Annotated in this window: 24 protein-coding genes; 7 read left to right on the forward strand and 17 right to left on the reverse strand. The window is 62.5% G+C overall.

The window, feature by feature from the left end; translation table 11 throughout:
- Positions 1 to 77: 77 nt before the first annotated feature.
- From ABC383_RS24710 to ABC383_RS24730, 5 genes are all read right to left on the reverse strand, one after another.
- Positions 78 to 785 (reverse strand): ABC transporter ATP-binding protein, encoded by a 708-nt coding sequence (locus ABC383_RS24710; RefSeq protein ID WP_413018170.1) that lies wholly within the window; start codon positions 783 to 785, stop codon positions 78 to 80.
- Positions 775 to 1509: an ABC transporter ATP-binding protein gene (locus ABC383_RS24715; protein ID WP_413018172.1), complete on the reverse strand. Its 735-nt coding sequence runs from the start codon at positions 1507 to 1509 to the stop codon at positions 775 to 777. Before ABC383_RS24715 ends, ABC383_RS24710 begins: the two co-directional genes overlap by 11 nt.
- A complete protein-coding gene (locus ABC383_RS24720; protein WP_413018174.1) occupies positions 1506 to 2552 on the reverse strand; it encodes a branched-chain amino acid ABC transporter permease in 1047 nt (348 codons plus the stop codon). Before ABC383_RS24720 ends, ABC383_RS24715 begins: the two co-directional genes overlap by 4 nt.
- 16 nt (positions 2553 to 2568) lie before the next feature.
- Positions 2569 to 3423, reverse strand: coding sequence for a branched-chain amino acid ABC transporter permease (locus ABC383_RS24725; protein WP_413018176.1), 855 nt, complete (start codon positions 3421 to 3423; stop codon positions 2569 to 2571).
- 239 nt (positions 3424 to 3662) lie between these two features.
- A complete protein-coding gene (locus ABC383_RS24730) occupies positions 3663 to 4946 on the reverse strand; it encodes an ABC transporter substrate-binding protein (protein ID WP_413018178.1) in 1284 nt (427 codons plus the stop codon).
- Positions 4947 to 5330: 384 nt separating this feature from the next.
- Here ABC383_RS24730 and ABC383_RS24735 point away from each other — a divergent pair, with 384 nt between their 5' ends.
- Positions 5331 to 6305 carry a sulfurtransferase gene (locus ABC383_RS24735; RefSeq protein ID WP_413018180.1) on the forward strand — a complete coding sequence of 325 codons (975 nt, stop codon included), beginning with the start codon at positions 5331 to 5333 and terminating at the stop codon, positions 6303 to 6305.
- A 75-nt stretch (positions 6306 to 6380) separates the two neighbouring features.
- Here the strand turns inward: ABC383_RS24735 and ABC383_RS24740 are convergent, their stop codons facing one another.
- From ABC383_RS24740 to ABC383_RS24790, 11 genes are all read right to left on the reverse strand, one after another.
- The gene (locus tag ABC383_RS24740; RefSeq protein WP_459564719.1) at positions 6381 to 6866 is read right to left on the reverse strand and encodes a transposase; all 486 of its coding nucleotides are present in this window, start codon (positions 6864 to 6866) and stop codon (positions 6381 to 6383) included.
- Between the two features lie 50 nt (positions 6867 to 6916).
- Positions 6917 to 8248, reverse strand: coding sequence for an oxalate/formate MFS antiporter (oxlT, locus tag ABC383_RS24745; RefSeq protein WP_413018184.1), 1332 nt, complete (start codon positions 8246 to 8248; stop codon positions 6917 to 6919).
- Positions 8249 to 9381: 1133 nt separating this feature from the next.
- On the reverse strand, positions 9382 to 9774 hold the full coding sequence (locus tag ABC383_RS24750) for a RidA family protein (protein WP_413018186.1): 393 nt from the start codon (positions 9772 to 9774) through the stop codon (positions 9382 to 9384).
- A gap of 18 nt (positions 9775 to 9792) precedes the next feature.
- Complete coding sequence (locus tag ABC383_RS24755) at positions 9793 to 10254, reverse strand: acyl-CoA thioesterase (RefSeq protein WP_413018187.1); 462 nt, start codon at positions 10252 to 10254, stop codon at positions 9793 to 9795.
- 1 nt (position 10255) lies between these two features.
- Entirely contained in the window at positions 10256 to 11422 is a 1167-nt protein-coding gene (locus tag ABC383_RS24760; RefSeq protein WP_413018189.1) for an acyl-CoA dehydrogenase family protein, read from the reverse strand.
- A gap of 8 nt (positions 11423 to 11430) precedes the next feature.
- Positions 11431 to 12285, reverse strand: coding sequence for an enoyl-CoA hydratase family protein (locus tag ABC383_RS24765; protein WP_413018490.1), 855 nt, complete (start codon positions 12283 to 12285; stop codon positions 11431 to 11433).
- 51 nt (positions 12286 to 12336) lie between these two features.
- Positions 12337 to 12906 carry a MarR family winged helix-turn-helix transcriptional regulator gene (locus tag ABC383_RS24770; RefSeq protein ID WP_413018191.1) on the reverse strand — a complete coding sequence of 190 codons (570 nt, stop codon included), beginning with the start codon at positions 12904 to 12906 and terminating at the stop codon, positions 12337 to 12339.
- Complete coding sequence (locus ABC383_RS24775; protein WP_413018193.1) at positions 12903 to 13688, reverse strand: SDR family NAD(P)-dependent oxidoreductase; 786 nt, start codon at positions 13686 to 13688, stop codon at positions 12903 to 12905. The genes ABC383_RS24770 and ABC383_RS24775 overlap by 4 nt, the downstream gene beginning before the upstream one ends.
- Complete coding sequence (locus ABC383_RS24780; RefSeq protein WP_413018195.1) at positions 13688 to 16081, reverse strand: bifunctional salicylyl-CoA 5-hydroxylase/oxidoreductase; 2394 nt, start codon at positions 16079 to 16081, stop codon at positions 13688 to 13690. Before ABC383_RS24780 ends, ABC383_RS24775 begins: the two co-directional genes overlap by 1 nt.
- A gap of 73 nt (positions 16082 to 16154) precedes the next feature.
- Complete coding sequence (locus tag ABC383_RS24785; RefSeq protein ID WP_413018197.1) at positions 16155 to 17771, reverse strand: AMP-binding protein; 1617 nt, start codon at positions 17769 to 17771, stop codon at positions 16155 to 16157.
- Entirely contained in the window at positions 17772 to 18206 is a 435-nt protein-coding gene (locus tag ABC383_RS24790; RefSeq protein WP_413018199.1) for a hypothetical protein, read from the reverse strand.
- Between ABC383_RS24790 and ABC383_RS24795 the strand changes: the two genes are divergently transcribed.
- The gene (locus ABC383_RS24795) at positions 18190 to 19641 is read left to right on the forward strand and encodes an aldehyde dehydrogenase (protein ID WP_413018201.1); all 1452 of its coding nucleotides are present in this window, start codon (positions 18190 to 18192) and stop codon (positions 19639 to 19641) included. The genes ABC383_RS24790 and ABC383_RS24795 overlap by 17 nt on opposite strands.
- Positions 19642 to 19667: 26 nt before the next feature.
- Here ABC383_RS24795 and ABC383_RS24800 read toward each other — a convergent pair whose 3' ends face one another.
- Entirely contained in the window at positions 19668 to 20318 is a 651-nt protein-coding gene (locus tag ABC383_RS24800) for a dioxygenase family protein (RefSeq protein ID WP_413018203.1), read from the reverse strand.
- A 335-nt stretch (positions 20319 to 20653) separates the two neighbouring features.
- Here ABC383_RS24800 and ABC383_RS24805 point away from each other — a divergent pair, with 335 nt between their 5' ends.
- From ABC383_RS24805 to ABC383_RS24825, 5 genes are all read left to right on the forward strand, one after another.
- A complete protein-coding gene (locus tag ABC383_RS24805) occupies positions 20654 to 21040 on the forward strand; it encodes a hypothetical protein (RefSeq protein WP_413018204.1) in 387 nt (128 codons plus the stop codon).
- A 165-nt stretch (positions 21041 to 21205) separates the two neighbouring features.
- A complete protein-coding gene (locus ABC383_RS24810) occupies positions 21206 to 21631 on the forward strand; it encodes a hypothetical protein (RefSeq protein ID WP_413018205.1) in 426 nt (141 codons plus the stop codon).
- A 406-nt stretch (positions 21632 to 22037) separates the two neighbouring features.
- The gene (locus ABC383_RS24815) at positions 22038 to 23297 is read left to right on the forward strand and encodes a four-carbon acid sugar kinase family protein (protein ID WP_413018207.1); all 1260 of its coding nucleotides are present in this window, start codon (positions 22038 to 22040) and stop codon (positions 23295 to 23297) included.
- The gene (gene pdxA / locus ABC383_RS24820) at positions 23297 to 24292 is read left to right on the forward strand and encodes a 4-hydroxythreonine-4-phosphate dehydrogenase PdxA (protein ID WP_413018209.1); all 996 of its coding nucleotides are present in this window, start codon (positions 23297 to 23299) and stop codon (positions 24290 to 24292) included. The genes ABC383_RS24815 and pdxA overlap by 1 nt, the downstream gene beginning before the upstream one ends.
- Positions 24293 to 24399: 107 nt before the next feature.
- Positions 24400 to 25176, forward strand: coding sequence for a DeoR/GlpR family DNA-binding transcription regulator (locus ABC383_RS24825; protein WP_413018210.1), 777 nt, complete (start codon positions 24400 to 24402; stop codon positions 25174 to 25176).
- Positions 25177 to 25264 lie beyond the last annotated feature (88 nt).

Genomic DNA, 25264 nt, shown 5'->3' on the forward strand with positions numbered 1-25264 from the left:
GGAAAGCCTTTGGAAAGGGAGGTATCAGTCCGCATAAGGCAAGCGGCCAGTCACAGGGGCCAATCGTCCGTGCTCATTCAGGCGACGCCCAGATAAATCTGCCGGATCCGGTTGTCGGCGGCCATATCGGCGGCGCTGCCGCTCTGGGCCACCTGTCCGTGTTCGAGCACATAGACGCGGTCGGCAATGCGCAGCGCCGACTGCGCATCCTGCTCGGCCATCAGGATGGCTACGCCGCTTTCCCGTATCGTGTGGATGGCATCGAAGATTTCCATCTTCAGCCGATGAGCGATGCCGACCGATGGCTCGTCAAGAAGGAGCAGCTTGGGCGCGCCCATCAAGGCGCGGCCGATGGCCACCATCTGCTGCTGCCCGCCGGACAGGGTGCTGACCACCTGTGAAGCGCGCTCCTTGAGGATGGGAAAAAGTTCAACCACGCGCTGGTAGTCGCGCTCTATGGCGACGCGGTCTTTGCGCAGATAGGCGCCGAGCAGCAGGTTCTTTTTCACGGTCAGTTCCGTGAACAGCCGCCGGCCTTCCGGGCAATGGCAGATGCCGCGCCCCACTACCGCATGCGCCGGCAGGCCGTTCAGAGAGGCGCCGTCGAAGTCGAGCCTGCCCTGCGATGCAACCGAACGTGAAATGGCCTTGAGCAGCGTGGTCTTGCCGGCGCCGTTGGGGCCAAGGACAGCAACCAGTTCGCCGCGCTCGACGTGCATGCTGATGTCTTCCAGCGCGGTCGCCTTGCCATAGGTTGCGCTAAGGTGTTCTATCTCAAGCAACATTCTCGGTCTCCTGGCGGCCTATATAGGCTTCGATGACGCGTGGATTCGCGACGATCTCGGCCGGCGTTCCGGTGGCGATGACTTCGCCGAAGTCAATGGCGACCACCCGCGACACCAGCTTCATGAACTCGCGCAGCTTGTGTTCAATGAGCAGGATGGTGAGTCCCTTTTCCTGATGCAGCCGGCGTATCAGGACGGACAATTCCTCGATCTCGCTGGAACCCAATCCGGCAAAGGGCTCGTCCAGCAGCAGCAGTTCGGGTTCCGTCGCCAGGGCGCGCGCTATTTCCAGGCGCCGCTGGTCCCCATAGGAAAGCCGCTCCGCGAACACTTCTTCCTTGCCGGACAGGCCGACGTCGGCCAGCAGCGCGCGCGCTCTCGCATCGAGGTCGCAGGCGGGAACCCGCGGCCCCAGGCTGCCGACCCGCACGTTTTCCAGAAGCGTCATGCCGACGAAGGGCCGGCATAACTGGAACGTGCGTGCAATGCCGAGGCCCACGATGCGGTGAGGCGCAATGCCGCGCAGCGAGCGGCCATTCAGCGTCACCGTGCCGCTGTCGGCCGGTATGAAGCCGGTGAGAAGGTTGTACAGGGTGGTCTTGCCGGCGCCGTTCGGCCCAAGGATGCCAACGATTTCGCCGCGCTCCACGTCCATGCTCACGTGCTTGACGGCATGCAGGCCGCCGAAGCGCTTGTCGAGGTCCCTGACGGAAAGCAGTGTCATATCGTTTCTCCCTTGCCGACCATCTCGCCATCCAGGGCCGATCTGCCTGTCTTTCCGGCCGGAGCCGCCGGCTTCGCCGGCGCCTGCGGCTGCGCATCCTGCGATCTGCCCGACAGGCGCTGCCGGACTTTCTGCCAGATGGGCGCGACCAGCCCGGTAGGCAGGAAGAACAGGATAGCGATCAGGACCAGGCTGTATATCATCAGCCGCCATTCGCCGAAATCACGCAGGAGCTCGGTCATCAGGGTCAGCAGCAGGGCGCCGCCGACCGCGCCGTAGATGGACGCCATGCCGCCCACATAGACCATGGTGATGATCGTGATCGAGGTCACCACTGCAAACAGCTGCGGGCTCACCTGCAACTGATAATGGGCATACAAGGCGCCGCCGAGTCCAGCGAAGGCCGCGCTGATGGCTAGCGAGGCGATCTTGTAGAAGGTGATGTTCAAGCCGGCGGCGAGACAGGTCGCCTCGTCGCCGCGAATGGCCTTCAGAATCAGCCCCCAGTTCGAGCGGGCCAGGGCGACCAGAAGCGCGGTGACCAGCGCCAGCACGGCGAGCACGAACCAGTAGAAATGCAGCGGGGACGACAGCAGGGGCTCGATGCCCTGTATCCCTTCCTCGCCGCCGGTATATTCCCAGAAGATAAGCATCAGGCGCTGCATGATTACGGCGCCCGAGAGCATGGCCAGCGCAAAGTAGGGGCCCTTCAGCCTCAGCGTGGGAAGGCCCATGACGAGCGAGAAAACCACGGCCACCAGCATGGATGCCGGCAGGCTCCACCATGGACCGAAGCCGAATACCGTGTTCATGAAGCCGGCCGTGTAGGCGCCGACGCCGATGAAGAGCGAATGGCCGAAATTTTCCCGCCCGGTGAGACCGGACATGAAGTCCCAGCTGACCGCCCAGATGCCGTAAATCGCCGCCACGGTCAGCACGCCGACCAGATAGCGCCCGCCGAAGATGAGCGGCAATACGGCCAGCACGCCGAGTGCCACGATGGCGCCGACGCGGTCGATATTCCTGTATCGCGGATTGTTCATGGTCGCCATCCCGAAGTTAAAATGCGGCGCGCCGGCCGAAGAAGCCCGCCGGACGCAGGACGAGCATCAGGAGCGTGGCAAGCACGGAAACGATCTCGGTCCAAGAGCTTGAGCCCAGATAGGCCACCAGGGTCTCCGCATAGCCCAGCATGAATGCAGCCAGTATGCTGCCCGGTATCGATCCGAGGCCACCCACCACCACGATGGCAAACGCCTTGACGATAGGCAGCAGGTGCATGGACGGATTCACCGACAGGAAGGGGCCGGCCATGATGCCCGCCAGGGCTGCCAGCGCCGCCGACAATGCCATCACCAGGGAAAAGATGCGGTCGCTCGGAATGCCCATGTACTGCGCCGCTTCCGGGTCCTGCGAGATGGCCAGTATCGCGCTGCCCAGGCGCGACATCTGGATGAACAGGTACAGGGCGCCGATCGCCAGGGCGCTGACCACCAGCGCCAGCAGGCGCTGTCCGGCGACATCCACGCCGCCGATGCTGACCTTGGTATCGACGAAGGACGGGACGTTGCGGTATTCCGAGCCGAACACGAGGAACAGCATTTGCTCCACCACCAGCGCAACAGCCAGTGAAATCATCAGCACCGCCAGTTGTGAAGTGCGCATCGGACGGATGAAGACCCGTTCCACGACGACGCCAAACAGCGCCACTGCGGCCACGGTCACGATGGCGGCCAGCCAGAGCGGCAGCTTGGCCGACGACGTCAGCGCATAGGCGCCGTAGGCCCCAAGCGCATAAAACGATCCATGCGCCAGATTAAGCACCCTGGCAACACCAAAAATCAGCGTGAAGCCGACGGCAAGCATGGCGTAGATGGCGCCGGTCACGGCGCCGAAAATCAGAATTTCCAGCAAGGTCATCTCCTGAATAAGGCTGAACCGGCTGCGGCGCATTGAAGCGGCATCGTCCGCGTACGGCCGGTGTGGCGGCAATTCGATTGGCGCGCCAGTCAAGCCATGATCAAGGCTTGCAAAAGGCGTACGCCGGCGCCCGGCGTCTCGACGGCGGGTCCAACTCGGCTATGTGGAATGGTTTGTTACGATGCCGCCACCGACCGTGCCATTGTTGGCGCACGGGCAGTGGCTGACGCCGCTTACTTGCTCATCCAGGGAGGCAGCGTGAACTGTCCGGTGCGTAATTCCTTGGGCCACAGCACCACGCGATTACCCTTGTCCTGCCATTGGACAAACAACAGGTTCATGTTCTTGCCGCCGGCCTTTACATCATGGTTCTCATCGAATTCCATGGTGCCGGCAACCCCGGCGATCGAGGTTTTCTCGAGCGCCTTGATGACAGCATCCGCATCCAGGCTCTTGGCACTTTCGGCCGCCTGCGCATAGGCATGGACCGCATCATAGGCACCGAACGCGGTGTAGACCGGCACCCTGCCGGTGCGTTTCTTGAACTCGTCGAAGAACGGCACTGTCTTCGGGGTCAATGGCGCCCGCACTGCAAAGTTCGCCGCCACTTCGCTGATGGCCTTGCCGCCGACCCTGTCGAAGAAATCGCCGTCCATGCTCTTGACGTCGATTCCTCCATAAGGAATGGGCACGCGCGCGTCGTACCATTGCTTGGCGAAGGTATCGCTGGACGCATGGGATAGTATGACCAGCAGGAACTGGGCTTCGCTGGCGCGCACCTTGGACAGCAGGGGCGAAAAGTCGGATGTGCTGGCGTCGAAGAATTCAGTCATGCGGATATCCGCGCCGACTTCGCTGGCGCCCTTCTTCAGAATCGGCACCAGGTCCTGCACCCACTTCGCATTCTCGCCGATGATGGCAAGCTTCTTGTACTGAAGCTCGCCGATCAGCATCCCCGAGATGAAACCAACCAGTTGCCGCGCCTGATGGGCAGCATTGATCGGCCCCACGCGGAAGATGTACTTGTACTTGTCGTAGTCCTGCTTCACCTTTGCAGTGATGGCGGGCGACGCCGCCCCGACGCCGAGATAAATGGTTTTCGCGGTAGATATGTGCGGCAGTTGAGCCAGCGTCACGCCACTGGTATAGCCGCCGATTAATACATCGGCCTTTTCATCGGCTGTGAGTTTCTTGATGGCGCTGATGCCGGTCTCCGGGTTCTCCGTTTCGTCAGCAACCGTCATTTCAAGCTTGCGCCCGAGCACACCGCCCTTGGCGTTGACCTCGTCCATCGCTATCTTGATTGCGTCCTGGGTGTCTCGTCCCACTTGCAGCTGCATTGCAGTAGGCACACCTATCTTGATGGTCTTTTCTTGAGCAGAGGCCGGGGCGGAGGCCACGATGAAGGTGGAGAAAGCCAGCAGCACGCCAAGGCCCCGAACGCAGGCTCTGATGCAGGAATCTTGCTGGGGGAAAGAATCAGGGCGGAAAATCCCGGCCCGTACAGACGCGGTCATATGTCTCACTCCTTAAGGTTCTTTTTTATAGAGGTGGCCGAATTCTCTGCTCTGGGCCACTGAAATAACCATACTTCATTGATTACGTTTTGGTCAACTGGTAAAACCAACCTCACTGCAGTTGCCTGGCGAGACGGCACGAGCCAGGTTTCGGTATAGAGAACCGGTCACTTTCCCCGTTACATTCCCTGCCATGTATCGGACAGACGCCAGCCCGCCGCTTCGCTGCGCAGAAGGCATTGCCAGAACGCTGGCCAGCAGTCTGTAAAATGCCGGCTGAAAAACGATTACGTAAATTCAATGAAACAGGATGACTGCAGGAAAGGCTGGCCGGCCTGCATCACCACGCGTCCGCATAGACGAGACGGCGAAGAATGACTACTCATGCATAGACAAGACGCACCGACTCCTTTCCCCTTTCGCCTGGATCTTCATCGATGGCAGCAACTTGTCTCCCCAAGATGGGTTTCGGCCCTGATCGCTGGCCGATCTGTCGTGGCCGCTCCGGCCAAGCGCTGGCTGCTGCTGGAAATCGGCTTTGGCGCGATGGACGCCTATTTGCAAGCGCATATTCCGGGCGCCGCCTACATCGACACCAGCGAGTTCGAGAATGGCCCGCTGTGGAACAAGGTTGCCGACGCGGTGCTGGTGGACTTGCTGCTCGGCTGCGGAATCCGTCATGACACCACGGTCATACTTTACGGACGAAATCCATTAGCCGCTGCCCGCGCCGCACATCTGATGCTGTATATGGGCGTCGATGATGTGCGCTTGATCGATGGCGGCTATGCTGCCTGGACCAGGCTGGCTCTTCCATTGGAACACGGGTTGCCCGCCCCGTTTCATGCTGTACCGAACTTCGGTGCCCATTACCCGGCTAATCCGGAATATCTCCTTGATATGCCGCAGACCAGGAGGTTGCTGGAGGCGCCTGCTGACGCTTGCCTGGTAAGTGTTCGAACCTGGAATGAATTTATCGGCGAGACGTCCGGCTATAGCTATATCCCGGCCAAGGGGGAGATTGCCGGCGCCATATGGGGTCGCTCAGGGAAGGATCACGATGTCAACAGCATGAGCGAATTCCATGATGTCCATGGAAGGATGCGGGCCGCTGCCGAAATCAGCCAGATGTGGCGGGCCAAAGGAATATGTCCAGATAAGCAAACGGTGTTTTATTGCGGCACCGGCTGGCGTGCCTCGCTGGCCTTCTTCTATGCGTGGCTCATGAACTGGAAGCGGATCAGTGTTTACGACGGAGGCTGGTGCGAATGGAGTCGCGATCCAGATAATCCAGTAGATTGCCGCGCTTGCGCGACGTCGTATCCAGCCACGCCGCTTGAAAAGGCAATGGCAGGCTGATGCTTGGAGGAAGCGGGCCACGTTAGCGGTCCGGACCAAGGGCGAGCCAGTGGCCGAAGTAATGCAACGGCCTGGCTAGCTCAGCCAGCCCAGTATGGTCAGTAACAGTTCAACCGCCTGCTCTGGCGCATGCTCGGAAGCCGCTGTTTGCAGGGACTGCAGGGAAGTGGAGCAGGTTTCAGTCAGCGCCAGCAGAATGGAACGTCGCTCGCTTTCGGTGCAGGCTTTGAAGCGCTCCCGCCAGCGCAGCACGGTCGTGTTATCGACGCCGCAGATTTCCGCGCTTTTCCGTATGCTTTTCTGCTGCGTGACCGTATGGAGAAAGAGAAACCACTTGTCCTTGCTGCGCAAGCGCGCCAGGCTGGTTCCGGTAAGGGGATTAAAGGTGCGCTTGCAATCAGTGCAGCGATAGCGCGGGAGGCCGCCTGCCGCCCCCCATCGCTGCACATTCACACTGGCGCAGTGAGGGCACGTCCGGCTTGGAGCGCTCTGTGCTGCTTCAGCGGAGGAACGTCGATGTTGCTGATTTCCTCCGCTGCCCGATGTCGAATCACTACTCATCGTGCTGTTGGCTGGTTCGGACGCACCACGGCTCTACATGACCGGAAACGTCATGCATACTCCTTTGTGCCTTCCAGCTCTTTCCTTTCACTCTTTGCCTCTTCCCTCTCGGCTTTACCATTCGACGCCTCGATGACACGCTTGCGCATCGGCGCCAGGACGGTGCGTGCAAGGATGCCCGCGCTGATGGTAATGACCGCGCTAACGATGAATACCCGATCCCAATCGCGATTCACAACCAGCAGCGAGGCCAGCGGCACCAGGAGAGCCGCGGTGCCTTTCGCAGTATACAAGGTGCCTGCATTGGCGGCGGCGTTTTTGACGCCAAAGGTGTCGGCGCAGATCGCCGGAAAGATCGAAAAGATCTCGCCCCAGAAAAGGAAGGTAAGGGCTGCGAACGTCATGAACGCGACCGGATGATGACCGAATTTCATCAGGCCCAGCATGGACAAGCCCTCGCCGATGAACACGATCATCATCACGTTTTCACGCCCAATCCGGTCAGAAATAAAACCGCACAGCGGCCGTGTGAAGCCGTTGCACAGATTGTCGATCGACAGCGTCATGGTCAGCAGCGGCAGCGTTACGCCAAACAGGCTGACAGGCAGATTGGCGATGCCGTAGTCCTTGGCGATCGGCCCGATCTGCGCAGTAGCCATCAGGCCGCCGGCAGCAACTGCCACGAACAGCAGGTACATCAACCAGAAGACCGGGGTCTTGATCATTTGGCCGGCAGTATAGTTGGCCTTGGTCGCGACGATCTTCGGCACCGGCATGACGCCGGGCCGCACTACCGGTCGCACCAGGAGCAGCGAGAGGAGGAAAATGATCGCTCCCTGCGCAATGCCGAAGAACAGGAAGGCATGTTCGTAGCCGGATGCCTGGATCATATTCCCGATCGGGATAACGGTGGCTGCGGCGCCGGCGCCGAATCCGGCAGCGGTCAGTCCTGCCGCCAGGCCGCGCTTGTCCGGAAACCACTTGAGCGCGTTGCCGACGCAAGTGCCATAGACACAGCCCGCGCCGATGCCGGCGATAACAGCTCCCGCATACAGCATGACGAGATTGCTGGCAAAAGAATTGATCACCCAGCCCAGGCCAGCCATGATTGCGCCGAAGGCGACGACCGGGCGCGGACCGAATTTGTCTACTGCCCAGCCTTCAATCGGCACCAGCCAGGTTTCAACAACGATGAAGATCGAGAAAGCGAGCTGTATCCCCGGCAGTCCCCAGTGGTTCTTGGCTTCCATTGGGCTAACGAACAAGGTCCAGGCATATTGCAGGTTCGCCACGAGGCCCATGCATATAATGCCGATGATCAGTTGCATCCACCGATTGGGATAGCGCACGCCGGCCGGCGCGACAGCTTTTTCCTGCGTCATTTGAGTCTCCGTAATTATGGTTTATGTTTGGTCTCGTCAGGCAGCCAACCCGGATGGGAATTCACGGAGATCGGGCTTACCTGTATCCGCGATACCGATCGGATTGGTCGTGCTCCGCATGGACGTGCCTGTTCGAAGCGTGCTGCGTCATCCTCGGCTCCGGAGAGCAGCGCAGACAGCCAGGTTGCGATGGACTACCGGCCGAAGTCGCCTGTATTTCCATCCACGATGGCTGCATGCTTATGATCTCCAGATCTTCGATCCTCGCCTTGAAGTAGATGGCCAATCCCATCGCTTCGATCAGGCTCGCGATGTAGATAAACACTACCCAGCGAGGTATGGAGTGAGGTCGGGATATTCGCTGCATGAGCAGCAAGATAGAAGTTGGAATGCCCTAGGTAATTGACCGCGGTCAATTTCCAAAAACGGTTTCAGAGGGGGTAAATCTGGTGGCGTTAGCGTTGGATGTTGGTGAAATATTAGGCAGACTTCGCCGTCCGGACGGTGGTCGGAGGATATGGAGACAAGCCTGTGACACATCAACACTTAACGCTAACAACAATATTTTTTGATGCAAGCGCCAATTAAATTCGCGCGATGCGCCTAGACCAGTTTTAGCGGTGGCTGATGGCGCCGATGGCTAGCCGGAGCGGGTCTTGGATGCCGCCGCGTGCAACCTGCCGTCTGCAGTTGCCTTGGCAGTGATGGCGGCAGACCCTTGAAGATGCCTATACAGCAAGTTTTTCCACAAGCCCATTTCTTTATGTAACAGCTGTAACGAGGCAGCACATTTTGACGAAGGCAGGCCTGCGTTGACTATATTTGCGTCGTGGTGCGCTAGCTAAGGCGCTCAATGTGTCGGACCAGATGAACGGACGCCACTGTTCACCGATGACGTCAGGGCCGGGTTAGCGCCGGCCACCGCAAAAGCCTCAACGCCTTTCGGGTTGGGGCTTTTCCACTTTGTCGGCGGAGTTGCTGAAGCGGCAGCCGGCGTGCCGGCTTCATTCCAAGCCGCAGACCAGGGCCGCCAAGGCTTTCCATGCCGTTGCTCAGCTCAGGACCTGGTCCACTGTTGCGTCTTCCTGCGAAAGCGTTTTAGGACTTGATCCGATGGCTCGCCCGGCACAGCCTTAATCCGGAACGATTGCCGTCACCTCGATTTCCACCCGGGCACGATCCTCGATCAGCGCCACCACCTGCACCGCGGTCATCGTGGGGTAGTGTCGCCCGATGATGTCGCGATACGCGTCGCCAATCTCCTTGTAGGCATTGACGTATTCCCGCTTGTCCACCACGTACCACGTCATGCGCACGATATGCTCAGGCTTTGCATCGCCCTGTGCCAGCACCGCCACGATGTTCTGCAGAGCCTGCCTTACCTGGCCAGCGAAATCATCGGTCTGAAACCGGCATTCGGCGTCCCAGCCTACCATTCCGCTTACGACGACCGTACGGCCGCGGGCCGAGATGCCGTTCGAGTACCCTTTGGCGCGCAGCCAGCCAGGCGGTTGTAGAAAATCCATGAGCTTGCCTTTCCCTGTTCAGTTCGTTGTGTTCACATGAAACGCCGCGATGCGTGCGCGCAGCGGATCCGGTATCGGCACCGCGCGGCGCTCCTTCAGGTTCATCAGCGCCAGCACCAGGCCGGCGCGCACCCGGTCTTCTCCCGCCGGCCCTGCCAGCCTGACCTGCAGCGTGACGGATGCGCCCCCGATCTTCAGCACGCGCAATTCCGCACGCAGCACCTCGCCCAGTTCGCTTGGTGCGACAAAGGAGGTCTCGACATGCACGGTCGGCAAGCCCAGGCCGCGTTCCAGGTGCAGTTCGCGGAAGCTCGTGCCCAGCGCCTGGGCGCACCAGTCCTCCACCAGGTTATTGAACATCTCGAAATAACGCGGATAGAACACGATCCCGGCCGGGTCGCAGTCGCCGAAGCGCACTGTCACGTTCTTAGCAAAGACAGGGCTCTCGCCTTCCTGCATGGCATCGATGGCGTCGTTCATGTCATGCCGATGCGTCACGCAGCAGTTCGCGGCCGATGATCATCTGCTGCACCTCGGTCGCGCCTTCATAGATGCGTAGCGAGCGGATCTCGCGGTACAGGCGTTCCACCGGCTGCCCGCTGACCACGCCGAGGCCGCCAAACATCTGCACGGCGGCATCGATCACCTGCTGGGCAGTCTCGGTTGCCGTCAGCTTTGCCATGGCGGCTTCCTTGGTCACGCGCTGCCCCTGGTCGCGCGCCCATGCGGCGCGGTAGGTCAGCAGCGCCGCGGCGTCCACTCCCGTGGCCATCTGCGCCAGCTTGGCCTGTGTCAGCTGGAAGTCGGCCAGGGTCTTACCGAACATCCTGCGGGTGGTGGCGCGCTGCAATGCTTCGTCCAGCGCGCGCCGCGCCATGCCCAATGCCGCAGCCGCAACCGACGTACGGAAGATGTCCAGCGTGGCCATTGCCACCTTGAAGCCTTGTCCGGCATCGCCCAGGCGGTTTGCAGCCGGAATACGGCAAGCAGAAAATTTCAGCCGCGCCAGCGGATGCGGCGCTATCACGGCTATGCGCTCGACGATGTCGAATCCCGGCGTGCCGGCCTCGACAATAAAGGCTGAAATGCCGCGCGCGCCGGGCGCCTCGCCGGTGCGTGCAAACAGCACGTAGATATCGGCAATGCCGCCATTCGAAATCCAGGTCTTCTCGCCGTCCAGAACATAATGGTCGCCGTCGCGGGTCGCGGTGCATTCCATCGCAGCGACGTCGGACCCCGCCTCCGGTTCCGACAGGGCGAAGGCCGAGATCGCCGTGCCGGCCGCCACGCGGGGCAGGTATTGCTGCTTGTGCTCCTCGCTGCCGAACAGGGTAATTGCGCCGGAACCCAGCCCCTGCATGGCGAAAGCGAAGTCGGCAAGGGGATTGTGGCGCGCCAGGGTCTCGCGTATCAGGCAGATGGCGCGCGTGTCGATGTCATCGCTGTTACCGCCATGGGCCGTTCCGCCCACCGCGTGGCGCAGCCAGCCAGCCGTTCCGAGGTCACGCACGAGGTCACGGCATAATGCATCGACGTCCGGGCCGTGCCTGTCGGCGACGTGCTGCTGCGACCATGCGTCGAGAGTCTGCGCCAGTTCGCGGTGGCGTGGCGCGAAAAAGGGCCAGTCCAGATAACGTTGATCAGCCATGCTTTTCCTTAATTACCTTCGAATGTGGGTTTCTGTTTGCCGACGAATGCGTGATAAGCGCGGTGAAAATCATTGGTCATCATGCAGATCGCCTGTGACTGCGCTTCCGCTTCAATGGCTTCGTCAACGCCCATGTTCCATTCCTGCTGCAGCATCTTCTTCGTCATGCCATGCGCGAAAGTCGGCCCGCGGGCCAGATCGGACGCGAAAGCAAGCGCTTCCGTCAGCAAGTCTGCTGGCGCGCATAGACGATTGAAAAACCCCCAGCGCTCGGCCTCTTCGCCGCCAAGCGAGCGGCCGGTGTAGAGCAGCTCGGAAGCGCGCCCCTGTCCGATCAGGCGCGGCAGCAGAGCGCATGCACCCATGTCGCAGCCTGCCAGTCCCACCCGGGTGAATAGAAACGCGGTCTTGCTGCGCGCCGTTCCCATGCGGATATCCGCCGCCATCGCCAGGATCGCGCCGGCGCCTGCGCACACGCCGTCAACCGCCGCGATGATCGGCTGCGGACAGGCGCGCATCGCCTTCACCACGTCGCCGGTCATGCGCGTGAATGCGAGGAGTCCCGGCATGTCCAGCTTCGTCAGCGGACCAATGATGTCGTGCACGTCGCCGCCCGAGCAGAAATTGTCGCCGGCGCCGGTAATGACGATCGCATGGGCGTCCTCCGCGGTAGCCATGGCGCGGAACAACTCCCGCAGTTCGGCGTAGGAGTCGAAGGTCAGCGGGTTCTTGCGGTCAGGGCGGTTCAGCGTCACGGTGGCGACGCCCTCCTTGACATTAAACAGGAAATTCCGGGCTTCGTAATCGGCGATCCGATGTTGGTGGTTGAAGCCTTGCTGCGGCTCGCCGGGTAGATAACGCATGTTGGGCATCCTCGTGTTGATTAATAAAGGCGCAGGCAAGCGTGGCCGACGTCAGGCGCGATCCGCCTGATCGCGGTCGTTCATGGGAGGCTCGTTCAGATGCTGCTTGATCTGCGAGAGCAGTTCGATCAGCTTGCCCTTGTCCCTGGACGACACGCCGCCTAGCAGCTCGGTGATCCATTCCTCGTGCGCAGCCGCCATGCGTGAAAATGCGCGTCGGCCCGACGCAGTCAGCTTCACGCTGTAGGCGCGCCTGTCGTGTTCGTCCGGCACGCGCACGACGAGCTTTTCCTGCACCAGCTGCTCCGCAATGCCGGTGATGTTGCCGCCAGTGACCATCATGCGCTTGGAAAGCTCGCCCATGCGCAATCCCTCGGGGTGCCGTTCCAGCTGGGCCATCAGGTCGAAGCGGGGCAGGGTAATGCCGAATTCGTTGCGCAGCCGGCTGCGGATCTCGGTTTCGATGCGCACCGTGCACGACAACATCCGCAGCCAGAGCTTCAATGGCTGGTGATGGTCATGGGTCAGGCGGCTCTCCATGTCGACGACCTCTGCGGCCTTGATGCGCGTGGCGTCCGCGTCGCCTGCAGCGGTCTTGCGTGGTTTCTTTAGGTTGCTCACAGTATTTCTCCGCCTGCTACGGCAAGGGCCTGCCCGTTCATTGCATCCGATCCCGGCAGGCACAGCCAGGTGACGGCGTTCGCGACTTCATCCGGCTGCACCAGCCTCTTCTGCGGATTGCCGGCGGTTAGCTCGGCCAACGCCGCCGCTTCGCTGCGCCCGGTCTTGGCGACAATATTGGCGATGCTTTCCCGGACGATCTCGGTCTCGGTGTAGCCCGGGCAAACCGCATTGACCGTAATCCCCTTCGTCGCCAATTCCATGGCCAGCGAACGGGTCAGTCCGATGACGCCATGCTTGGCGGCGCAATATGCTGAAACATACTTGTAGCCGGTCAGGCCGGCCGTGCTCGCCACGTTCACGATGCGGCCCCATCCCGACGCCAGCATGTCCGGCAGCGCGGCATGGGTGCAGTGGAAGGCGCCGGTGAGGTTCACCGCAAGCATGTCCTGCCACAGCGCTTCGTCCGTCTTCAGGAACGGCGCCGACTGCGCCTGCCCGGCGTTGTTGACCAGGATATCCACGGGGCCAAAGCGCGAGCGCGCCGCGCTGAAGGCATGGCCGACCGATTCGGACGAGGCGATATCGGCAACCACGTAATCGATCTGGCCGAACCGGCACAGGTCGCTCACCGTGTTTGCGAGTGCATCGGCATTGCGCGCCGAGACTGTCACGCGGGCGCCCTGCATCAGCAAGCCTCGCGCAACCGCCGCGCCGATGCCACGGCCGCCGCCGGTCACGAATGCATGTCTTCCCGCCAGGTTTTGACTGTGAAGCATCATCATCCTTCCAGCAGCCTGGCCGCAAGCTGCGCCGGCGTTGCCATGGCGCTGGCGGCGGCATTCTGCCTTTCGCGTTCCAGGTTGCGCTCCAGTTGCGCCTTGCCCGCCGCGTACTGCCTGGGCCAGTCAATATCGTGGAAGCCGATCTTTGCCGCCTCGTTCAGGGTCCACGCTGGATTGGCAAGATGCGGCCGGGCGATGGCGCACAGATCCGCGCGGCCGGCGGCAATGATGCTGTTTGCATGGTCCGCCTCGAAGATCGCGCCAACGGCCATGGTGGGAATACGCGCTTCGTTGCGGATGCGGTCGGCAAAGGGCGTCTGGAACATGCGGCCGTAGACAGGCTTCTCCTGCTTGCTGACCTGGCCGGAGGAACAGTCGATCATGTCGGCGCCCGCAGCCTTGAACAGGCGCGCGATCTCCACCGCGTCATCGGGCGTGATGCCGCCTTCCACCCAGTCATGCGCCGAGATCCGCACGCTCATGGGCTTGTCCTGCGGCCATACCGCGCGCATCGCCCTGAATACACGCAGGGGATAACGGCAGCGGTTTTCGAGCGAGCCGCCGTAGTCGTCGGTGCGGCTGTTGGTCAGCGGCGAAATGAAGCTCGACAACAGATAGCCATGCGCGCAGTGCAGTTCCAGCCAGTCGAAGCCGGCCGTTGCAGCCTCTCGCGTGGCGCGCACGAAATCCTGTTCGATCCGGTCCATGTCGTCCGTTGTCGCCTCCCGTGCCTGCTGCGACACGCCGGCAATATATTGCTGCGGCGACGCCGCCAGCAGCGGCCAGTTGCCGTCGTCGAGCGGCATGTCGATGCCGTCCCATGCGCATCGAGTAGAGCCTTTCGGGCCGGCATGGCCGAGCTGGATTGCCATCCTTGCGGTCGAGTTCGCATGCACGAAGTCGACGATGCGCTTCCATGCCGCCGTGTGCTGCGGCGTGTACATGCCGGGGCAGCCAGGCGTGATGCGGGCATCGGCGGAGACGCAGGTCATCTCGGCAAACACCAGGCCGGCGCCGCCCATTGCGCGGCTGCCGAGGTGCACCAGGTGGTAATCGCCGGCCACGCCGTCGACGGCCGAATACTGCGCCATGGGCGACACGACGATCCGGTTCTTCAGCACGGTGCCGCGCAGGCGGTAGGGCGTCAGCATCGGCGGGATGCTGGACCGCGCGGCGCCTTGCGGCAGCCCTGCCGCTTCGAACGCATGCTGTGCGATCCAGTGCTCGTAGCGCTCCACATAGCCGGCATCGCGCAGGCGCAGGTTCTCATGCGAGAGGCGCTGGCTGCGGGTCAGCATCGAGTAGGCGAATTGTTCCGCTTCCATCGCCGTGTAGCGGTCGACGTTTTCAAACCACTCCATCGAGTTGCGCGCCGCGCTCTGAATTTTCAGTACTTCCACCGCCCGCACCTTCTCGTAGGCGGCGATGACCTGCTCGATGCCATTCGGCCCTTCCGCAGCAAAGCAGCGGGCCAGTTCGATGGCGTCCTCCAGCGCAAGCTTGGTGCCGGAGCCGATCGAGAAATGCGCGGAATGCGCAGCGTCGCCCATCAGCACGACGGGCACGCGCCTGCCGTCGATCTGGTTCCAGTGCACCCAGCGGTCGCAGATGATGCGCGGGAAACGAATCCAGATCGCGGAGCCGCGCAGGTGCGACGCATTGCTGATCAGGCGGTTGCCATCGAGCTGGTCGGCAAAAAGCCTCTCGCAGAACGCGATCGCTTCTTCCTGGCTCATCTTGTCGAGGCCGGCTTTCTGCCAGACCTCTTCCGGCGTTTCGACGATGAAGGTGGAAGTGTCGCCGTCGTACTGGTAGGCATGGGCCTGGAACCAGCCATGCTCGGTTTCCTTGAAGGCAAAGGTGAAGGCGGAGAAAAGCTTCTTTGTGCCCAGCCACACGAAGCGGCATTTGCGGGTCTCGATATCGGGCCGGTAAGTCGCCTCGTAACGGGTGCGTATGCGGCTGTTCAAGCCGTCGCAGGCGATCACGAGGTCGGCGCCGTAGGCCTTTGCCATCTCCTGGTCGTCCGTGACGTCGGTCTCGAACACCAGCCTGACGCCAAGCGCCTCGCAGCGCTGCTGCAGGATGTTGAGCAGGCGCTTGCGCCCGATGCCGCAAAAGCCGTGTCCGCCGGAAGTGACCGTCTGCCCCTTGAAATGGACGTCGATGTCGTCCCAGTGGTTGAACGATTGCAGGATGGTGGTCGCAGTCGGCTCATCGGCATTGACCAGGTTGCCCAGCGTCTGGTCGGAAAAGACGACGCCCCAGCCGAAGGTGTCATACGGCCGGTTGCGTTCAATCACGGTGATCTCATTGGCCGGATCCTGCTTCTTCATCAACAGGGCGAAATACAATCCGGCGGGACCGCCGCCGATACAGATAATCTTCATTGCGATTCCTTAAAGTCGACCTGCCTGTTGGGGCCTGGTTTCAGGGCGCCCTGGCGGGCAGTGGCTGCCACGGTCACCAGGTCCCAAGGCGTAGCTTGAAACGCTGCACCTTGCCGGTTTGCGTGCGCGGCAGCGATGGGACGAATGCAATTGCCCGCGGATATTTATAGGGCGCGATCCGCTGCTTGACGAATTCCTGCAGCGACTTGACGAGGGCGTCCCCTGGCTCGGCATCGGGCCTGAGCACGACGAAGGCCTTGACGATCTGGCCGCGGGCGTCGTCGGGCTCGCCGATGACGGCGCATTCCGCAACGCAGGGGTGCCTCTGCAGCGCGTCTTCGACTTCGGGCGCGGCAATGTTATAGCCGGCGGAAATGATCATGTCGTCGGTGCGGGCGTGGTAGAAGAAATAACCGTCCGCATCCATCTCGTAGGCGTCGCCGGTCACATTCCAGCCCTTGCATACATAATCGTTCTGGCGCTCGTCGGCAAGGTAGCGGCAACCTGTCGGCCCCTTCACCGCCAGCCGCCCGACCGTGCCCGGCGGCAGCGGCTCTCCCTGGTCGCTCAGCACGCACGCCTGGTATCCCGGAACCGGCTTGCCGGTTGCGCCCGGACGGATGTCGCCATCCGCCGCGGAGATGAAGATATGCAGCATCTCGGTCGAACCGATGCCGTCGATCATGCCGATTCCCGTCGCCTGGTACCAGCTTTCCCGCGTCGCCAGGGACAAGGCCTCGCCGGCGGACACGGTCTTGCGCAGGCTGGACAAGTCATACTTGCCTGCCAGCGCCGCCATCTGGCGGTAATAGGTGGGCGCGGTGAAGCAGATGGTGGCCCGGCGGTCCTGAATGGCTTGCAGCAGCAGGTCAGGCGTCGGCCGCTCCAGCAGCACGGTGGAAGCGCCCGCGCGCAGCGGGAACAGGAGCAGGCCGCCCAGGCCGAACGTGAAGGCCAGCGGCGGCGTGCCGATGAATACGTCGTCCGGCTGCACTTTCAGCGTCGAGCGCGGAAAGCAGTCGCAGACGGCCAGCACGTCGCGATGGAAGTGCATGGTGCCTTTCGGCCTGCCAGTGGTGCCGGACGTGAAACCAAGCAGGCATACGTCTTCGGCGGCGGTGTCGACGGCGTCGAACGAGGTGGGTTTGGCCGCCATCAATTGTTCCAGCGACCCCGGCGTGTCGTCGTTGAAATAGAGCACCGGCCCAAGCGAAACCGACTGGCTGCGCGCCAGCTCCATCTCCTCCCTGAGCGGGAGGGAGCACAGTGCGCCATTAACCTGCGCCTTGTCGAGCACCGCCACCAGCTCGGAGGCGCGCAGCAAGGGCATGGTAGGCACGGCAATGCAGCCGGCTTTCCAGATTGCCAGCACGCTTGCAGCCATCATGGCGTTGTTCGGGCCGCGCACCAGAACGCGGTTGCCGGAGACGAGTTGCATGTCTTCGCGCAGCACATGCGCTATGCGATTCACCGATTCCAGCAGCTGTGCATAGGTCCAGCTTCCATGCGCACCATGGATCGCCGGTCGGTCCGCGCAGCCGGATGCAACCATTTTGTCGAGCAGCTCCACGGCGCAGTTCACGCGCTCCGGATATTGCAGCTCCGGCAAATCAAAGCGCATCTCGGGCCAGGCGCCGGGTGGCGGAAGATGCTGAGCGGCAAAGGTATCCGCGTAGGCTGTAGCGGCCATTCATGTCTCCATTATTGATCCCGATCCTGGCAGGATCGTTGCGCCGGGCTCAAGCGCAGGTTTTGAAAATACTTTAGACCTAAAGTATTTTTCCGGCAAGGAGAATTTGGTGACATCGAAAAAAATCCAGGCGCCGTCCTTCTTGATCCGGGAACGGCCGGCCCATGACGTCAGGATGGAAGCCTGCGGCGGCGCACGGCGGAATCGCCATGAATGGTAAGCTGAGCCGTTGCCATCGACGGCGGGAATTGCAAGGTAGGAGACCCGAGTCCTTGTGTTGTTCCCGCAAGGCGAGCGCAAATGCAAGGCCTGCCTGGAGCGGTGAAGTTGTTTGCCGGCGACGGCTTTTTTCCAACGCGTCCGGCGCACGAGCCTGCCGCTCAACATCAAATTAAAACCAACATCAGGAGAACCGACGATGAACACGATTTCCATGCTGATCAATGGCGAGCGGGTACAGGCAGGCAGCGGCGCGCAGTTCGAGCGGCGCAATCCGCTGGACGGCAGCATCGCGACGACGGCGCCGGCCGCCGGCGTCGACGATGCCATCGCGGCGGTCGACGCGGCGCAGCGGGCCTTTCCGGCCTGGACCGCGATGGGGCCAGGCGAGCGGCGCGCGCTGCTGATGAAGGCTGCCCATGCGCTTGAAGCCAAGGGCGAGGCCCTGGCCGCCGCGGTCGCAGCCGAGACGGGCGGCTCGGCACTGTGGTCCGGCTTCAACGTGCATCTGGGCGCAAACATGCTTCTGGAAGCCGCCGCCATGACCACCCAGATCAGCGGTGAAATCATTCCCTCCGATGTTCCCGGCAGCCTCGCCATGGGCGTGCGTCAGCCCGTCGGCGTGGTGCTGGGCATGGCGCCCTGGAATGCGCCGGTGATCCTGGGCGTGCGCGCGATCGCCATGCCGCTTGCCTGCGGCAATACCGTCGTGCTGAAGGGCTCCGAGCTGTGCCCGGCCACGCATGGCCTGATCGTCGAAGCCATGCAGGAAGCCGGTCTGCCCCCGGGCGTGGTCAACTTCGTTACCAATGCGCCGCAGGATGCAGGCGCGGTGGTGGAAGCCATGGTGGCGCATCCGGCCGTGCGGCGCGTCAACTTCACCGGCTCGACGCGCGTGGGCAAGATCATTGCCGCCGTCTGCGCCAGGTACCTGAAGCCGGCGGTGCTGGAGCTTGGCGGCAAGGCGCCGCTGATCGTCCTGGACGATGCCGATATCGATGCCGCGGTCAATGCCGCAGCCTTCGGCGCCTTTGCCAACTCCGGCCAGATCTGCATGTCCACCGAGCGGATCATCGTCGACAGCAGCGTCGCCGACCTGTTCACGCAGCGGCTGGCGGCCAAGGCCAGCCAGCTGCCCCTGGGCGATCCGCGCAAGGGCCCCGTGGTACTGGGTTCGGTAGTGGACATGAGCACCGTCGAGCGCTGCAATGCGCTGATCGACGATGCGCTGGCCAGAGGCGCCAGGCTGCTGTGCGGCGGTCGCGCCGATTCCACGCTGATGCCTGCCACGCTGCTCGACAATGTCACGTCCGACATGCGGATCTACCACGAGGAGTCGTTCGGCCCGGTGAAAGGCATCGTGCGCGTCGAAGGCGTGGAAGAAGCGATAGCCTGCGCCAACGACAATGAATTCGGCTTGTCATCGGCAGTGTTCGGCGCCGATATTGCGCGTGCCATGCAGGTTGCCGGGCGCATCGAGTCAGGCATTTGCCACATCAATGGCCCAACGGTGCACGACGAGGCGCAGATGCCGTTCGGCGGCGTCAAGGGCAGTGGCATGGGCCGCTTTGGCGGCAAGGCCGGCGTCGCGGAATTTACGGATCTGCGCTGGATCACGATACAGACCACGCCTCGCCAATATCCGTTCTGAGCGCAGGCTTCCAACCGCAGGGCGACTCAGCTTGCAGGCGTCATTCCGAGCACGATATCGAAGCGGGCAGCCAGTTCGCCCGGCCGTTCACGGCTTGGCAGAAACGGCACCAGCAAGGCAGCGCGCTGCCCCGGGTCGCGGATGCTGCGCAGGATGCCGTCGCGTTCATTCAGTGCGTGGCCCTGCACGTACAACTGGGTAGTCAGCAATTCGCGGCCACCCTTGCGCAGCTTCACATGGATATGCGGCGTGCGCCCGGGATAGGGGACAGGCCGGATGGTGCGGAAGCGATAAGCGCCATCCTGGCCAGTCTCGAAGCGGCCGAAACCCTGGAAGTTTGCATCGTTGCCAGCGCCGGCATCCCCGGTGTGGATGTAATGCCCATTGTTGTCGACCTGCCAGATCTCGATGACCACGCCGCGCAAGGGCGTGCCACGCGCATCCAGGATGCGCCCGGTCAAATCGGTGATGGCGCCCGCCGCCGGTGCGCGGTGGCCGGCAACGATGGTCAAGTCGTTATCCTGGTCAAGCGGCAACCGGTCGGGGTAGAACGGCCCTTCCGTTTGCGCAGGCGTTGGCGGCAGGCTCTGCGCCAGCACCGGTTGCGCCGCGGAGGCCAGCGCACCCAACAAGATGTGACGCCTGAGCATGTCGACCTGGTCACGATGTCGTTTCATCAGAGGCTCCGTTCGCTCCGGGTTGAATTAGCCTGGGCGGCGTATTGTGATGCTTGTCTCGCGCCGACGGGCCAGCAGGGAAGATCAGGATATGCCAGGAATAGTGAAAATGCACTGCTGCATGCGTGGATGGCAAAGGGCAGCTTGTAGCAGGGAAATCCTTCAATCGGGCGTTGCGATGGCTTGCTGCCCAGGCTTGCCTCCATCGCAACTTGTCGCTATGGTTCACGGACATTCGATGTTTGTCAGGACGCGGTAACGGCAGCGTGCCGTGCAAGCCGGCACTCTGCTGAACACATTCCGCTTTGATCCTCATATTCCTGGTAAAGGACGGCATGCGAAAAACCTGGTTGTCCCGGTCTGGCGCACTTGTTTTCTCGGTGCTGGCCATTGCGCCTGTCGCTTGCATGGCACGCGATTGCGATGTCGCAGCCGACGCGATCAACGATGCAGCGGAATTGCTGAAAGAGGTCGGCCGGCAAACAAGTCTCGACGATGGCAAACGCCTGGCCCGACGCTTGGAGCGGGCAATCGGTGACGCCGCTGTCGAAGCAAGCGACTGTGAATGCGAACAGTCCGCTGCAAAGCTCGACGCCGCCGCAGCCCGGGTGCGCAGGGCGCGCAGGGCCGACAGTCGCCGGGAGTTTTCAGTCCAGATCAACCACGCCATTGATGACTTCAACATTGGCGTTGCCCACATGGAAATTTGTATCGTTGACTGAGCGCGCCGGCGACTAGTCCGCGCATTGCCCGTGTCCACGAGCCGCTGCATCGATGAACCGGCCGTTCCATGGATCGACGCGTAAGCGCCCCCTCTCGAAGCTGAAACGGAAACTGCGGCCTGTTTGCATGGTCTGAGTTGTTCACTCCATTGCCAAGAACGTTTCATGGACAAATTTCCGGACATTTTTCTTTGGGTGGTCCTGCCCCTGCTCCTGATTCTGCCAATCGCTGTTTATGCGGAAACAGTGCGTTGCGCGACGGAACTGAGCAGGGTATGCGATCCGTCGCAGGCCTGCACCTCCAGTTCTGATGTCCTGCCGGCCACCGAATATTTCATCGAGCTTCGCCACGACCAGAGCACCGCCAGGATCGCAAAAAAGGTGGGTGGCAAGCGAGTGGCAAGCTGGAAAGCGGGTTTTACACCAGATGCCGACGGCACGAGACTTGTCTATTCGATAGAGACGGATCCGGGCAAGATATTCAGCCTGTCCGAGAGCTTCAATACGTTTTCGTATAGATTCCCGGTCCTGGTCGGAGGCGCCCGTTGGGAAAAATACGAACTCGGTACCTGCTCGGTTGAGGCGCCCTGACAGCATGCAGGTTCCTGCAGGCGGGAATGAATCACGTGCAATGGCCGCCATGCGCATTGAATGCGCGATTCAATCATAAAATCATTTGCATCTTCAAATGATTGCGCGATGTGAGCTAAAAAACCGTAAAATGCGCTCTTCTTATGCGCGAACTGGTCGTTATTGTGTGACCTTGCTCGCGAAACCAGCGCGACCGCTGGCACGGAGCCCATATGCAAGGTCCCATTGAACGTATGCCTGATCGACTGCCTGACGGCATGACCCCGGCGCCTTTGCCAACAGGGGCAGTCAACGATATGTCTTTCCCGACGACGTCAGCATTGCCCGTTTCCTTTTCCGGCGCTTCGCCTGCCGGCGCGCGAGCTCCCAGGCACGGCAATGCCGGACCGGGCGTGAGGCGCCGGCCATGAGCCGCCTGCTCATCATTGCCGACGATCTCTCGGGCGCGGCGGATTGCGCAAGCGCTTACGCCAGGGCCGGCAGGGAAACGCTGGTGATGATAGACCCCGACGCACCCGGCGACGTGGGCACGGCAGACGTGGTCGCGCTCGATGCGGACAGCCGCCGCATGCCGGCAACGACGGCGGCACAACTGCACCTCGAACTGCACGCACGCTACGCGATTCCGGGACAGGGTTTCTACAGGAAGATCGACTCCACGCTGCGCGGAAACTTCGCCGCCGAGGTCGCAGCCGTCGGCAGCGCCGCCGGCCTGGCCATCGTTGCACCAGCCTTTCCGACGGCCGGGCGCACCACTCGCGATGGCCGGCAGTATCTCAACGGCGTGGCGCTTGAAGACACCGAAATATGGCGCTCGGAAGGCTTGTCCGGGGTGGCCCATCTTCCGACAATGCTCGAGCGTCATGGCATGACAAGCGCCTTGCTGGGCCGTGCCGACATCCGCTGCGGCGCCGGGAAGCTGGCCGGGCGGCTGGAAGCCGTCGCACGCAATGGCCTGCAAGCCGTCGTATGCGATGTTGAGACCGAGGACGACCTGCGGGCCATTGCGCAGGCGTCCCGGCATCTCCACGCACCCTGCTTCTGGGTCGGTTCTGCCGGCCTTGCGGTCCACCTCGCACAGGTCGACGGCGCCAATGCTGCCCAGCCGGTGAAGGTGGCCGTGAATGGTTCAATCCTGACAGTGGTTGGCAGCCTGTCGGGCGTGTCCAAAGCGCAGGCAGAGCGTCTGCAGCAGGCAACGGGCATGCGCCGCATCGATATCCCGGCTGGCGTGCTTCGGCAGGGTGCTTCGGATCCGCATTGGTCCGGCTTGCAGCAAGCGCTTTCGGCAACCCTCGGACAAGGCGATGACCTGCTGCTCACCATAGGCGTGGACGGCACTGTCGACATGGATGAAGGCCTGCACCTGTGCCAGGGCCTGGCCCGGCTGCTTGCACCGTTGGCCGGCCTGCTGGGCGCGCTGATATCGACCGGTGGCGAAACCGCCCGCGCCTTGCTGTGCGCGATGCATTACCGTGGCTTGCGGCTAGCCGGAGAAATAGAGCCCGGCGTTCCGCTATCGATTGCAGTTGGCCCGCGTCCATTGCCCGTCATTACCAAGGCCGGGGCGTTTGGCAATCGCGATACGCTGCTCCATTGCCACGCCACGCTGCTGCAGGCGCGCAGTGGCGCTTCCATCCCGACATTCCACACGAAAGGTTCCTGATGTATCTCCCTATCATTGCCATCACCATGGGCGACGCAGCCGGCGTCGGTCCGGAAGTCGTGATGAAAAGCCTGGGCACGGCCGATCTGTACCAGCGTTGCCGGCCCGTCGTGATCGGCGACGCCGGCCGCCTGCGCGAAGCGGGAGCGCTGGTGGGCAGCCGCCTGACTGTCCATGTGATTACCGACGTCGATCAGGCGAAGTTCGAGGCGGGCACCGTGGACTGCATCGACCTTGGCCTGATTCCGGCAGGGCATCCATTCGGCCAGCTGTCGGCGCTGTGCGGCCATGCCGCCTACTGCTATATCGAGCGCGCCGTGCAACTTGCCATGGCGCAGAGGATAGACGCCATCTGCACCGCACCGCTGAACAAGGAAGCGCTGCATGCCGGCGGCCATCTCTTTCCCGGCCATACCGAGATGCTGGCCCAGCTGACCGGCACGCCCGAAGTGTCGATGATGCTGGTTGCGCCCAAGCTGCGGGTCATCCATGTAACGACCCACATCGGCCTGCTGGACGCGATCCGCAAGATCGAGCCTGGCCTGGTCGGCCGTACGATAGACCGTGGCTACCAGACGCTGGTGCGCTCAGGCATCGGCAATCCGCGCATAGGCGTATGCGGCATCAATCCGCATGCCGGCGAGAACGGCCTGTTCGGCTGCGGCGAGGAGGAAGAGAAGATCATCCCCGCGGTCAAGGCGCAGCAGGCGCTGGGCCGCTCGGTCGAGGGACCGCTGCCGGCGGATACCCTGTTCTACCGGGCCGCCCGCGGCGACTTCGATCTCGTGGTCGCGATGTACCATGATCAAGGCCACGGTCCGGTCAAGGTGATGGGCCTGGAAGCCGGCGTCAACATCACGGTTGGCCTGCCGGTGATACGCACATCGGTCGACCACGGCACCGCATTCGATATTGCCGGCAAGGGCATCGCGGACGAGGGCAGCATGCTGGAAGCACTGCGCCAGGCCATCGGGCTGGCGACGCGGCGGGCCTGATCGGCAGAGATGAGCGTGTACCACGCCGCGTGCCGGTTTCCTTTCCCGACGATGCTTGCGTCGACCAGCATGCGTTCCCATTCCTTTCCTTTCCGTCGGCGATCACCATGAGCAAGACCGAAAAGCGGCGTCAGACCATCCTGGGCATCGTGTCCGGCGGCGACGCCAACGTGGAAGCCCTGAGCCGGCATTTCGGCGTGTCGGAATCGACGATACGGCGCGACCTGGCCGAACTTGCGCTGGACGGCCGGATCGTGCGCACCTATGGCGGAGCGGCGCTGCTGCATGGACAGGGCCACGAGCCATCGCTGGACGAGCGCATGCACCTGCGCAGCGGTCAGAAGGATGCCATCGCGCGCCTGGCCGCGCGCCAGGTGCAGGCCGGCGACAGCCTGATCCTCGATGCCGGCACCACTACCGCCGCCCTTGCACGCAGGCTCGCAGGACGTGGCCAGCTCCATGTCGTGACCAATAACATCAGCGCCTTGCCCACGCTGCTGCGGGAGGAGGGCATCGAGTTGACCGTGCTGGGCGGCAGCGTGCGCCGGCTGAGCATGGGCACCATCGGCCCGTTGGCGGAGCTGATGCTGGGCCGCATTTCGGTCAACAAAGTCTTCCTGGGCGCCGATGGCTTGGCAGCAGGTCGCGGGCTGTGCGAAGCGACGCAGGAACAGGCATCGCTGAAGTCCAGGATGCTGGCGCAGGCGAGCGAGATTTACGTGCTGGCAGACGCCAGCAAGCTCGGCTATACCGGCCAGCAGGCCTGGACGCCGCTGGAGCGGCCATGGACCCTGATCACCGACGCCGGCGCCAGCGCCGAGCAGCTTGCGCCATTCAGGGCGGACCCGTTGGTGACGGTTCTCGTTGCCGTCGATGGCGCCTAGCGGGCGGCCATCGTTTCACTTGAGACGATGGCGACGGCCCTGGCTGATGTACGATCACGCCGGCTGAGCCGCTCCCGCTCTCATTGCG

Source organism: Noviherbaspirillum phoenicis (assembly GCF_047237965.1).
In the GTDB taxonomy this organism is placed as follows: Bacteria; Pseudomonadota; Gammaproteobacteria; order Burkholderiales; family Burkholderiaceae_D; genus Noviherbaspirillum_A.